Annotated in this window: 11 protein-coding genes; 7 read left to right on the forward strand and 4 right to left on the reverse strand. The window is 39.9% G+C overall.

Features of this window, described 5'->3' with window-relative positions; all coding sequences use genetic code 11:
• Positions 1-152: 152 nt before the first annotated feature.
• On the reverse strand, positions 153-791 hold the full coding sequence (gene rsmG, locus HYG79_RS02965) for a 16S rRNA (guanine(527)-N(7))-methyltransferase RsmG (protein WP_179240682.1): 639 nt from the start codon (positions 789-791) through the stop codon (positions 153-155).
• 119 nt (positions 792-910) lie between these two features.
• On the opposite strand from rsmG, the gene HYG79_RS02970 reads away from it, so the two are divergent.
• The 3 genes from HYG79_RS02970 to HYG79_RS02980 all read left to right on the forward strand — a co-directional run bounded on the left by HYG79_RS02970 (position 911) and on the right by HYG79_RS02980 (position 3,852).
• Positions 911-2,011: a fatty acid desaturase family protein gene (locus HYG79_RS02970; RefSeq protein ID WP_179240683.1), complete on the forward strand. Its 1,101-nt coding sequence runs from the start codon at positions 911-913 to the stop codon at positions 2,009-2,011.
• 122 nt (positions 2,012-2,133) lie between these two features.
• Positions 2,134-3,324, forward strand: coding sequence for a pyridoxal phosphate-dependent aminotransferase (locus HYG79_RS02975; RefSeq protein ID WP_179240684.1), 1,191 nt, complete (start codon positions 2,134-2,136; stop codon positions 3,322-3,324).
• Positions 3,325-3,594: 270 nt separating this feature from the next.
• On the forward strand, positions 3,595-3,852 hold the full coding sequence (locus HYG79_RS02980; RefSeq protein ID WP_179240685.1) for a hypothetical protein: 258 nt from the start codon (positions 3,595-3,597) through the stop codon (positions 3,850-3,852).
• A 14-nt stretch (positions 3,853-3,866) separates the two neighbouring features.
• On the opposite strand, the gene HYG79_RS02985 is transcribed toward HYG79_RS02980, so the two are convergent.
• Together HYG79_RS02985 and trkA are read right to left on the reverse strand one after the other, a co-directional pair.
• Complete coding sequence (locus HYG79_RS02985) at positions 3,867-5,360, reverse strand: TrkH family potassium uptake protein (protein WP_179240686.1); 1,494 nt, start codon at positions 5,358-5,360, stop codon at positions 3,867-3,869.
• Positions 5,361-6,710: a Trk system potassium transporter TrkA gene (trkA, locus tag HYG79_RS02990; protein ID WP_179240687.1), complete on the reverse strand. Its 1,350-nt coding sequence runs from the start codon at positions 6,708-6,710 to the stop codon at positions 5,361-5,363.
• Positions 6,711-6,923: 213 nt separating this feature from the next.
• On the opposite strand from trkA, the gene ubiE reads away from it, so the two are divergent.
• Together ubiE and porT are read left to right on the forward strand one after the other, a co-directional pair.
• Entirely contained in the window at positions 6,924-7,652 is a 729-nt protein-coding gene (gene ubiE, locus HYG79_RS02995) for a bifunctional demethylmenaquinone methyltransferase/2-methoxy-6-polyprenyl-1,4-benzoquinol methylase UbiE (protein WP_179240688.1), read from the forward strand.
• A 3-nt stretch (positions 7,653-7,655) separates the two neighbouring features.
• On the forward strand, positions 7,656-8,351 hold the full coding sequence (porT, locus tag HYG79_RS03000) for a type IX secretion/gliding motility protein PorT/SprT (protein ID WP_179240689.1): 696 nt from the start codon (positions 7,656-7,658) through the stop codon (positions 8,349-8,351).
• A gap of 25 nt (positions 8,352-8,376) precedes the next feature.
• Here the strand turns inward: porT and HYG79_RS03005 are convergent, their stop codons facing one another.
• Positions 8,377-9,096, reverse strand: a complete 720-nt coding sequence (locus HYG79_RS03005) for a TrmH family RNA methyltransferase (RefSeq protein WP_179240690.1) — start codon at positions 9,094-9,096, stop codon at positions 8,377-8,379.
• On the opposite strand from HYG79_RS03005, the gene tamL reads away from it, so the two are divergent.
• Both tamL and fbaA read left to right on the forward strand, forming a co-directional pair.
• Positions 9,086-11,713 carry a translocation and assembly module lipoprotein TamL gene (gene tamL / locus HYG79_RS03010; protein ID WP_317168475.1) on the forward strand — a complete coding sequence of 876 codons (2,628 nt, stop codon included), beginning with the start codon at positions 9,086-9,088 and terminating at the stop codon, positions 11,711-11,713. The genes HYG79_RS03005 and tamL overlap by 11 nt on opposite strands.
• A 147-nt stretch (positions 11,714-11,860) precedes the next feature.
• Positions 11,861-12,928 carry a class II fructose-bisphosphate aldolase gene (fbaA, locus tag HYG79_RS03015; protein WP_179240691.1) on the forward strand — a complete coding sequence of 356 codons (1,068 nt, stop codon included), beginning with the start codon at positions 11,861-11,863 and terminating at the stop codon, positions 12,926-12,928.
• The last annotated feature ends 4 nt before the right edge of the window (positions 12,929-12,932 follow it).

Raw genomic sequence — 12,932 nt, forward strand, 5'->3', positions numbered from 1 at the left:
AATCTTTGTACATACAAATCCAAAATAATGGGATTACTAAAAAAATACATACGTTTTAAGATAACTGTTAGCTGTCTTCATATTCATTGTTGGAACCGTCTAAAGACCTATGCGAAAAAGTATAGAAGAAGTTATTACACGCTTATAAGCCTTTAGTTGCCTTTAAACTTCATTGGTAAATACACCACTTTTTTGGTTTCAAAGAAACTTTCTTCAAAATAATCGGTCAAATCAAATGTTTGTACGGTGCTGTAATCGGCTAGTTCTTCGGTCAAGTCGCCACCCTTTAAGTATAGAATACCGTTTCTTCTTTCATGAATCGACTCTTTTTTGATTTTGCCTTTGATCCAACGCACAAAGGTTGGCATCACCGCCACGGCCCTACTCACTATAAAATCAAATTGTTGTTCTACTGTCTCTACCCTGCCATTGATAGCTATGACATTGGTAAGACCCAGCCCCTCTACGACTTCGGTTACCACTTTGATTTTTTTTCCGATAGAGTCCACCAAAGTAAACTGCGTCCGGGGAAATAAAATGGCCAGGGGAACACCCGGAAAACCACCACCTGTGCCCACGTCCAAAACCGAGGTATTGGGCTTAAACTGCTGTATTTTCGCAATACCCAATGAATGCAAAACATGTCGTAGATAGAGTTCATCAATATCCTTGCGGGAGACAACATTGATTTTTAGGTTCCAGTCTTTATAGAGTTCTTCCAATTGTTGAAATTGCTCTTTTTGAATTTCAGTCAAATCGGGAAAATATTTGAAAATCAAGTCAACATCCATAGGTAAAGAATTATGCTACAAAAGTAGTACAATCGTATTTGCCCACTTTTACTTTTTTTGGGAATGTATTATATTTGATAGTAGTTCAATTAAACTATCTTTACACAAAAATTATTTTTATGGACAAAGGAAGTATCCGATTTTCTAGAAAGGATTCCGCTCAATTTTTTAAAACCCTGAACAAAAGGGTAAATGAATATTTTAAGGAGAACAAAATAAAAAAAACAGGTAATTGGCGTTTATATGTCAAGACAGTTATAATGTTCGCCCTGTTTCTTACCCCTTATTTTTTAATATTGACTTTAGGGCTTCCCAATTGGGCCAATCTTTTATTGACCATAGTTATGGGTGTTGGGATGGCTGGTGTTGGGATGAACGTTATGCATGATGGCAATCATGGCTCATATTCCAACAAAAAATGGGTGAACAAACTTATGGGGAGCAGTATTTACATACTTGCGGGCAATGTATACAATTGGCAAGTGCAACATAACGTACTACATCACACATATACCAATATTCACGAACATGACGAGGATATGGAGGCTGGTCGTATTTTGCGTTTCTCCAAACATGCAGAATGGCAAAAACACCATAAATTTCAACATTTATATTCTGTTTTTTTATATGGATTGCTAACCTTCAACTGGGCCATAACTACTGATTTTCAACAAATGTACCGTTACATGAAGCGCAAACTTTCTTTTGGAAAATTGCCGAGTCCGGTTATTAATTGGAGTACCTTGGTCATCACTAAATTATTGTACATCACCATATGGATCGTACTACCTATGTTGATACTTGATATTGCGTGGTGGAAAATACTTTTGGGCTTCTTTATCATGCACTATGTGGCCGGGGTAATTTTGAGCGTCGTATTTCAATTGGCACATATTGTAGATGATGCGCAAACCCCCTTACCCGATGAAAGTGGCACCATGAAAAACACATGGGCGATACACCAATTGTTCACCACTGTAAATTTTGGCACCAAAAACAAAATCGTAAATTGGTTTACGGGAGGTTTAAACCATCAGGTTGAACATCATATTTTTCCAAATATCAGCCATGTACACTACACTAAAATCTCTAAGATTGTAAAACAAACGGCAAAAGAGTTCAATCTACCGTATAACGAATATAGAACAACACGAAAAGCGATAATATCACACTTTAAGCATTTAAAGGAATTGGGTAAAAAGCCCTCTTTTGCAGTTTAGGTACGTTTTTTGAAAATATAGGCAATAACTCAAAATAGTCATAGTCCGACCCATATGGATTATTGAATATTTTGGGTTATTTGTTTTAAAACAAGATAGATACAATCAATCATTAGAAAACCATGAACAATCAACTATCGAACAGAATAAACAGTGTAACACCTTCTGCAACCTTGGAAATGGCAGCAAAGGCACGCGAATTGAGAGCCTCGGGAAAAGACATTATTGGACTAAGCTTGGGCGAGCCAGACTTTAATACCCCCGATTACATTAAGGACGCCGCAATACAAGCTGTAAACGATGGTTACAATTCATACACCCCTGTAGATGGCTATGTTGAACTAAAAGATGCTATTATAACCAAGTTCAAAAGAGATAATAACCTTAGCTATGACCGTTCCCAAATCGTGGTATCCACCGGGGCCAAACAAGCCCTGTACAATGTGGCACAAGTAGTATTGAACAAAGGGGATGAGGTTATTTTACCATGCCCCTACTGGGTCAGTTATTCAGATATCGTAAAACTTGCCGATGGTGTACCCATTGAAGTTGCCACCGCTCTTGAGGACGATTTTAAAATGACGGCCGCCCAGCTTGAAGCTGCTATTACGCCAAAAACCAAAATGCTATGGTATAGTTCCCCTTGCAATCCCAGCGGCTCCATTTACAGTAAAACCGAGCTAAGGGCCTTGGCCGATGTTCTACAAAAACATCCACAAATCATAGTCGTAAGCGACGAAATTTACGAGCATATCAATTACGGGGTTACGGCGCACGCCTCTATGGCAGAATTTGAAGATATGTACGACCGTACGGTAACGGTAAACGGAGTGGCGAAAGCCTTCGCCATGACAGGGTGGCGTATCGGCTATATTGGTGCCCCTACGTTTATAGCCAGAGCCTGCAACAAATTACAGGGTCAAGTGACCAGTGGTGCCAATTGTATTGCACAACGTGCCGTAATAACCGCACTGACCGAATCTCCAAAACGTATTGAATATATGGTGAACGAGTTCAAAGAACGGAGAAAATTGATACTGGAACTTTTAAACGATATTGACGGATTTAAATGTAACGAACCCGAAGGTGCTTTTTACGTATATCCCGATGTCACCGCTTATTTCGGAAAAATCCTGAACGGCACAAAAATCAACAATGCCTCTGACTTTGCCATGTATTTGTTGGAACATGCCAACGTGGCCACGGTAACAGGCGATGCCTTTGGCAATGGCAATTGCATACGAATTTCATATGCTGCTTCCGTGAAGGAAATAAAGGAAGCTATCGCAAGGATAAAATCAGTAATATCTTAGAATATTTTGCTGAAGATACTTCCATACGAGAATCTTTTTACGAGACCAATTTGACTAGAGACGATACAAAAAAGTTGCTTAACGAAAACGTTCAACCCAAAAACAGCCTAGTTTTTTCAAAAAATTTGCCCTAGCTGGTTTGCCATATGAAGGGGTAGTACATTAATATGACTTTAAAATTGTAAGGCGTATTACTTACCCAATTCATTTTTACCAAGAATAGAGGGTAAATTGGAAAGAAGACACTCTGGAACCGATGTTCACACAAAAATGAAATTACACGCTGTAGTGTTGATTTTTGTACTTTTTTGCCTTACCAGTGTTTTTTCCATATCAATTGCCTTGGTTTTCCTGATGCCGTTTCAAGAAGGGGATTCAGACTTGTTCAAATACATACCTTTCGCCATATTCTTATTCGGGTGTTTACTAACCGTGGAAGCTTTCAAATATGAAAGCAATAAATCAAAAAAGTTTTTTGAAGGCCTATTTAAAACGATGACATTGTATGTTACAGATATTGATTGGTAATCAAAAAAAAGGTCTTAGGTCCGCTTCCAAAAATAAGGTGTCAATAAGATCAGAACCGTAAATAGTTCCAAACGACCGATCAACATCAAAAAACCACACCACCACTTTCCTGCTGCGGGAAGACCACTAAAATTACTTACGGGGTTTAAACTCCCCAAAGCAGGTCCCACGTTGCCCAATGACGAAGCAGCACCTCCGATGGCCGATTGAAAATCAAGCCCTAAAAAGCCCAACACAAGAGCACCAATGATAAAAGCGAGCATATACAATACAAAGAAGGCAATTATATTGTATACAATATGTTCGCTAACGGTCTTGTTGTTGTAGCGAACAGGAATAATAGCATTGGGGTGTAAGGTTCGTTTAAACTCCAACATCCCATTTTTTATGATCAATAAATGGCGCATAACTTTAATACCGCCCGAAGTGGAACCTGCCGAACCGCCCAAAAAGAAAAGACCAAAAAAGAAAATGGTCAAAAACGGGGTCCAAGCCGTAAAGTCGGCACTTACGAACCCTGTTGTAGTGATAACCGCAATTACTTGAAAAAGGGCGTGTCTAAAGGCACTTTCACCTTTACCCAGCACCATAAAATACCCAGGGGTATCCGTTGTGATATTTGCTTGAAAATAGATGACCAATGCCGATATAATCGTAAAGATGATTATAAATCCAAAATAAAACTTAAACTCCTCATCTTTCAACACACGTTGTACCTTACCTTTAAAGGCAAAATAACTGAGTACGAAATTACTACCTGCCAAAAACATGAAAAGGATAACGATATATTGGATTAAAGGCTTGTCGTTCCAATATGCCAAACTAGCGTTTTTGGTTGAAACCCCCCCTGTGGAGAGGGTTGCCAAAGCATGGTTGATGGCATCAAAAAATGACATCCCAGCCAGTTTCAATAAAATGGTCTCGGCCACCGTGTACCCGAAGTAAATAAACCACAACCTTTTAGCGGTATCGGTAATTCTTGGGTGTAATTTATCGGCACTAGGGCCCGGAGCTTCCGCTGCAAACAGCTGCATACCGCCTATCCCCAATAAGGGTAAAATGGCAATCGCCAATACAATGATTCCCATCCCCCCTATCCAATGGGTGAGACTACGCCAAAACAGAATTCCTTTGGGCAATGCTTCAATATCGTTCAAGATAGATGCGCCCGTTGTAGTATAGCCAGAAATGGTTTCAAAAAAAGCATCCGTGAGGTTTGGAATAGCCCCAGTGAACAAATATGGCAATACGCCCGAAGCTGACATTACCACCCAACCAAAAGTGACGATTATGTACCCTTCTTTTCGTTTTACCTCTTTCTTGTGACCGCGGGTAGCGAACATAGACAATACCCCTACCAACATGGTAACGATTGCCGCCAATGTGATATCTAACGTTGCACCGTCTTCATATATACCGCTGACCAATGCTGCCAAAAGCATAAAAAAGCCATTGCAAAGCAATAGCAGTCCCATTAAATGAAATATTATTTTGGAATTTAGGCCCATTTAGAGAAAAAGCTTTTCAATTTTGGGAATAGCCTCCGGCAAACAACATACCACTACCCTATCCCCTTCGGTGATCTTAAAGTCGCCAAGTGCAATGAGTCCTTTGTTGTCTCGTACCACACCGCCAATAGTGGCCGATCTGGGAAAATCCAACTCTTTGATAATCTTACCGTTTACAACCGATGTTGGCTTAACGATAAACTCTAGTATTTCTGCGTTTAGATTGTTCAAACGGGTCAATGCAACAACCTCTCCCTTACGTATGTACCTAAAGATATTATTGGCCGCCAGTAATTTTTTATTGATAAGTGTATCAATGCCTATGGAATGCGATAGCTGAAAATAATCCATATTTTCAACCAAGGCTATAGTTTTTTTAATGTTTTTGGACTTGGCCATTAAACAGGACATGATATTGGTTTCGGAATTGCCGGTCACAGCAATGAAAGCATCCATAGATTCCAAACTTTCCTCCTCCAATAGTTCTACATTCCGCCCATCACCGTTAATGACCAAGGCATTGGGAAGACTATCGGCCAATTCAAAAGCCTTGTCCTTGTTCTTTTCTATCAGCTTTACGTTAAATTTACTGGTACACAAATCTCGGGCAGACTTAAAACCGACCTTACTACCACCAAGCACCATTACGTTCCTAATTTCTTCTTTCTTTTTTCCAGTAAGTTTATATAGCTCGTCGACCCCTTGCTTATCCGTTATAAAGTACACTTGATCTTCTTCCTTAAAAACAGTATCGCCCCTGGGAATAACCGTATATTGGGTCCCCGTGCGCTGCATGGCTATCGGCATAAAATGTAATTTTGGGAAAATATTGGCAGCTTCCTTTACACTCTTACCTACAAAAGGGGCTGTTTTGGGCATAGATACCCCAACCATGATCAAGGCACCTTGTTCAAACTCGTAGGTGTCATTAAAGCCGGACTGATTCAATAATAGTTGTATCTCGGTAGCGGCCAACTCTTCGGGCGAAATGAGTTCATCAATACCAAGTTCAGAAAACTTGATGGCCTCTTTGTTCTCTATAAACTCGGTATTGGAAATTCTCGCGATCGTTTGTTTGCAACCCAACTGCTTTGCTAACATGCAAAGGGTAATATTGGTGGTCTCCGAAGAGGTTACGCCAATTACCAATTCCGAACTCTCTACTTGGGCATCCTTTAAAATAGTGACCGAAGTCGCGTCGCCTTTGAGCACTCTAATATCCAAATGCGTATCGGCATACGATAAGCTTTCCTTGTTGGTATCTATTAAAGTGATATCTTGGGATTCGTACGAGAGCAACTTCGCCAAATGAAAGCCAACTTCACCAGCTCCTGCAATAATTATCTTCATTCGTTAAATACGTTCATTCTTAAAAAGCGTGTTCGCCCTTTTGAAAAGAAACTCTGTTTTAGGGGTAAAAGCTATGTTTGAGCTCATGGCATGCAAAGTTTGCAACTAATGCGAAGCAAAATTACATAATTTTATTTTCTTCCTGTCGAGTAGCTTCATAAATTAACTCACGGTTCTAGGCTATATTGTATCTTTGCGGCAAAAATTGCGGTAATGGCCAAAAAAGTTACACCCTACAAAGATTCAGGGCTTGGAAAAAAAGAGCAGGTGACCCAAATGTTCGATACCATTTCCAAAAATTACGATGGTCTCAATAGGGTCATTTCTTTTGGAATTGATATTAAATGGAGAAAAAGGGTTGTCGCCATACTCTCCAAAAAGAAACCAAAAAACATCTTGGATATCGCGACCGGAACCGGTGACTTGGCCATAAACCTTGTCAATACCGGGGCAGAAAAAATTATAGGGCTTGATATTTCTCCCGGAATGCTGAATGTAGGCAAACAAAAAGTTTCCGAACAAAACCTCAACAACACTATTGACATGATTGTTGGGGATAGTGAAAACCTCCCTTTTGACGAGGATACTTTTGATGCAATTACCGTTGCTTTTGGCGTTCGTAATTTTGAAAATCTGGAAAAAGGACTTACAGAGATTCATAGAGTACTCAAACCTACTGGCACATTGGTGGTTTTGGAAACTTCAGTTCCTACGAAAACACCATATAAGCAGGGGTATCGCTTATACACAAAATATATGTTGCCCGCCATAGGAAAGCTGTTTTCCAAAGACCGCTCCGCCTATGCCTATTTATCGGAATCGGCTTCGGTTTTTCCACATGGGGAAGCCTTCAACAATATTTTACACAAAATTGGGTTTATAGCTATAGAGAACAAACCCCAAACATTTGGGGTGGCGTCAATTTATGTAGCTACAAAGTAAAATATGAAGCATATTTTTTTTCTTTTTATGGCCTTGACCATGGTTTGCCCTATGGCAAAAGCACAATTCAACGAGAGGCCTATAATGAATCTCGAAACCATAGACCAACGTTTTTTGAACTGGGGCTATTTTCTCGGGTTTAATCAATATGACTTCAAATTTGAGTATGAAAATGACATTGATGATGTTCTTGTTGATAAATCCGTCGGTTTTAATGTGGGGTTAATCGGTGAGATGCGAATCAATGAATTTTTGGATGTACGTTTGGAGCCAGGACTACATTACACGCAAAGAACTTTGGGTTTTCCCGGTTTCGACAATGCCAATGATGCCATCCGCGAAGTAAAATCAACCTACATCAACTTCCCTTTGTTACTAAAGGTCAGTACAAGGCGTTTGGGGAACTGGAAGCCTTTTCTTATTAGCGGTGGCTCTATCACCATGAACTTGGGGAGCAATGAGGATTCGCTCGACGACAATAGCAGTGGTACGTTTAGAATGAAGAAGATTGTATACAATTATGAATTGGGATTTGGTATAGACTTTTATACCGAATATTTTAAGTTCTCGCCATCCATACGTGGTGTTTTTGCCTTAAGCGATGAGCTGGTACCTGACAATGACCCTAATAGCCCGTGGACGGGAAACATCAACTCCCTAAAAACCAGAGGTATCTTCGTTAATTTCACTTTTGAGTAATCTAGCCCTTAAAACACCTGATTTATTAGTCTCTTCTTATCTCGTTCAATAAAATAGCGGTTGCCGTTGCTACGTTTAAACTCTCGGTAGTTTTTTTGCCAAATTGTGGTATGCTTATTTTTTGATGTACCAACGCTTCAAGGTTTTGAGAAATACCCTTACCCTCATTACCCATCAACAAAATCCCCTTTTCCGGGAATTTTTCTCGGTACACCGGTTTGCCACCCATAAAAGCCCCATATACGGAAAGCTTGGAATCCGCAATGAATTTTTCTAGGTCAATATAAACGATCTTTACCCTTGCGATTGAGCCCATACTGGCTTGCAATACCTTTGGGTTGTAGCAATCAACGGTATTTGGTGAGCAAACAACCTGTGAAATATTGAACCAGTCACATAAGCGGATGATGGTTCCCAAATTGCCCGGATCGCGAACATCGTCCAAAGCCACTGACCAATTATGAGGTATTGTAGACGAATCTTCCGGAATGTAAAAAACGCCCAAAACGGTATTTGGGGTTTTGAGTCCGCTCATTTTGGCCAAATCTACTTTGGAAACCTGAATAATTTTTTCATGCGACGGTAATGTTTCAGGGGACGTCGTATAAACACCGTATACCCCAAAATCAGAAGACAAAAGTTCTGAAACCAACTTTACTCCTTCAGCAACAAAAAGGCCATGTTGCGTTCGGTACTTTTTTTGTTGTAGGCTATTTATAAATTTTAGTTGACTTTTGACAACCATAGGAAAACGTGTATTTTTGGACTCTATGACAAGACGCTTGATTTTTATTGCCGGTACCGCAAAAATAAGGGTATTCTTGTTATGCATTATCCTGTGTTCGTGCAATGCCTTAAAAAGGGTTGATGCTGATGAGGCATTACTGGTCAAGAACACCATTTACGCAGATGGAAAAAAGGTTACCGATACCGATATTCAAAGCCTTATCTCTCAAAAACCAAACAGCAATCTTTTAGGTTTCCCATTACGGTTACACCTGTATAATCTGGCAAAACCCAATCCAGATTCCTCTTACCAAGCTTGGTTACATAAAAAGGAGAAACGGGAACAAAGACTAATCAATTGGCTGTCAAAAAAACAGGTTGACAGCCTTGGGGAATCCTTTTTGGTCAAAGGCTACAGCGAATGGCTCAAAAAAATAGGTGAAGCCCCAGTGATCATTGATACTTCCAAAACATGCAAATCACTACAGCGGATGAGTGCGTATTATGGCAATAGGGGTTATTTCAATAACACTACTACTTTTACTATCGATAGCACCAAAAGGGAACAAAGAGCAGAAATAAGCTATAAAATCGACTTGGGAAATGCATATATGATCGATACTCTCACAAAAAAAACAGCATCCAAGGCCATAGATTCATTGTATGCTTTGAATTTTAAAAACTCATTGATCAAAGAGGGTGAACAGTTTGACCTGTCCAACTTTAACAAGGAACGAGAGCGGTTGACCTCCATTTTTAGAAATACCGGGGTTTACAATTTTCAAGAAAGTTCTATCACATTTAATATTTTAAGGGATACCTCAACAACAAGAGGGGACCGTGGTATGGATGTGGAATTGAATATCGACAACCTCAAAAAAAGAGGTGACAGTACTCTGACCACAACAGAATATGAAGTATTTACATTCAATAAGATAAATATTTATGCAGACTACCGTTTCGATGATGATCCAAACGATTTACAATCTGTAGATTACAATAACTACACGATATATTTTAAGGACAAACTGCGCTACAAACCCAAAGCTTTGACCGATGCCATTTTCATAGAAAAAGACAGTATTTACAGGGAACTCAACAAAATACGAACGTATAGGCAAATATCAAACCTCAATACTTTTCGCTACCCGACCATAGAACTTGAAGAAGATAGCACACAAAATAAATTAAAGACCAACATATATCTTTCCGCCAGGCCCAAATACTCCTTGGAAACCAATTTAGATGTAACACATTCAAACATTCAACGTTTAGGCATCGCTTTTAGTTCGGCCTTGATCACAAGAAATGTTTTTGGCGGAGCGGAAACTTTGAATATTTCTGCCAGGGGCTCATTTGGGCTTTTGAGCGATCAAGACTTGCCCGAAGATTTTTTCTCGGAAATCGGGGGGGATATCAATCTGACTTTCCCCAGAATATGGCTGCCGTTCAATACCAAAAAAATCATTCCGTATTACATGCTTCCGCAAACCAGGATGACCGTTGGTACTAGCTTTCAAAAAAATATAGGATTGGACAAACAAACCCTGAATGCTGTATTGGGGTATAATTGGACTCCTTCAAGCACCAAAAGAAACGAACTGGAACTTTTGAACGTTCAATTTGTACGCAATGTGAATCCTGAGAATTTTTTCAATGTTTACCAAAACAGTTACAGGCTTTTGGATGGTGTAGCGGACCGTTTTGACGATCCAACCGAATTTCCAGAGCTGGCCGAACTTTTTGAAACTCCCGAAGGTACTACAGAACCTAGGTTAATTATACCTTCTGGAACCAGTGGATTTACAAATTCAATACTTGATAATACCGTAACATCCAATATTGACGATAGGCGTCTTGTAAACACTATCGAGGAACGTAGACAAAGATTGACCGAAGACAATCTTATTTTTACCACCAATTACAGTTTTTCAAAAAACAATAAAACCAGTATAAATGACCTGAGTTTTTATCAGTTTCGTTTTAAGGTCGAAGGCGCAGGTAATCTTTTATCCTTGGTTTCCAATATAATACCGTTTGAAGAAAATAACGATGGGAACGGGCTCGTTTTTGGAGTGGCCTATTCGCAATACGTAAAAACCGAATTTGATTTCATCAAACATTGGCAACTTTCGCCGACCAATGTTTTGGCCATGCGCAGTTTTGCAGGTATAGCGATACCATACGGCAACTCGAACAATATACCCTTTGTTCGCAGTTATTTTGCCGGTGGTTCTAATGATAACAGAGCTTGGAACCCCTATTCCCTTGGTCCGGGAAGCACACAAAATCTCAACGATTTCAATGAGGCCAATCTAAAACTGGCGTTTAACCTTGAGTATCGTTTTCCCATCATTGGCAATATAAAAGGTGCCCTATTCGCAGATGCCGGGAATATTTGGAACGTTTTTGATGATGTAGAAGACCCCGAGGCCACTTTTAACGGCTTTAGCTCCCTAAAAGATATTGCTCTGGGAACGGGTATGGGCATACGGTATGATTTTACTTATTTTGTTTTCAGGCTTGATGTAGGCTTCAAGACCTACAATCCCGCTCTGGAGACCTCGAAAAGGTGGTTCAGTGATTACAATCTAGGAAACGCCGTCTACAACATTGGTATAAACTATCCTTTTTAAAGCAATCGTAAAAATTGTTCACGAAACTTGTTATAGATTCTCCACGATAGGATGTTCATTATATTTTTCGGTTTTTCGAAACCTGAGTTTCGTCAATTATTTTATTACTTTTGTGGCTCACAAAAAAACTAACTAACATATATTTATATGTCTCACAATATTAAGCCGGGAGTCGCGACCGGAGACGAAGTACAAGAAATTTTTAACTACGCTAAAGAAAAAGGGTTTGCCCTTCCTGCGGTAAACGTAATAGGCTCTAATACCATAAATGGTGTTTTGGAAACGGCTGCCAGTCTCAAAGCGCCCGTAATCATTCAATTTTCCAATGGCGGCGCACAGTTCAATGCGGGAAAAGGACTTTCGAACGAAGGCCAGAACGCAGCGATACAAGGTGCCGTGGCCGGTGCAAAACATGTGCACCAATTGGCAGAGGCGTATGGTGCCACCGTAATCCTTCATACCGATCACTGCGCAAAAAAATTATTGCCTTGGATCGATGGTCTTTTGGACGCTAGTGAAAAACACTATGCGGAGACCGGAAAATCGCTGTTCAGTTCCCACATGATCGATCTATCCGAAGAACCTTTGGAAGAGAATATCGAAATATGTAAAGGATATTTAGAGCGCATGGCCAAAATGGACATGACCTTGGAGATAGAATTGGGTATTACAGGTGGTGAAGAAGATGGTGTAGACAACTCCGATGTTGATGATTCAAAATTATATACCCAACCCGAAGAAGTGGCATATGCCTACGAGGAACTTTCAAAAGTAAGCCCAAGATTTACCATCGCAGCAGCTTTTGGCAATGTTCATGGGGTTTACAAGCCAGGCAACGTAAAATTGACCCCAAAAATCCTGAAAAATTCGCAAGAATACATTTCTGAAAAATACGGTGTTGAGCACAATCACATCGACTTTGTATTTCATGGCGGTTCTGGTTCAACTGTTGAAGAAATCAGAGAAGGTATCAGTTACGGTGTCATCAAAATGAACATCGATACAGACTTACAATATGCTTTTTTGGCAGGCGTAAGGGATTACGTTCAGGACAACAAGGAGTATCTACAGTCTCAAATAGGGAATCCCGAAGGAGCCGATGAACCCAATAAGAAAAAATATGACCCAAGAGTATGGTTGCGCGAAGGCGAGAAGAGCTTTGTTGAGCGATTAAAAAAGGCGTTTGAAGATCTTAACAATGTAAATACCTTATAATTTC

Origin of the sequence: Costertonia aggregata (assembly GCF_013402795.1) — a bacterium.
GTDB lineage: Bacteria > Bacteroidota > Bacteroidia > Flavobacteriales > Flavobacteriaceae > Costertonia > Costertonia aggregata.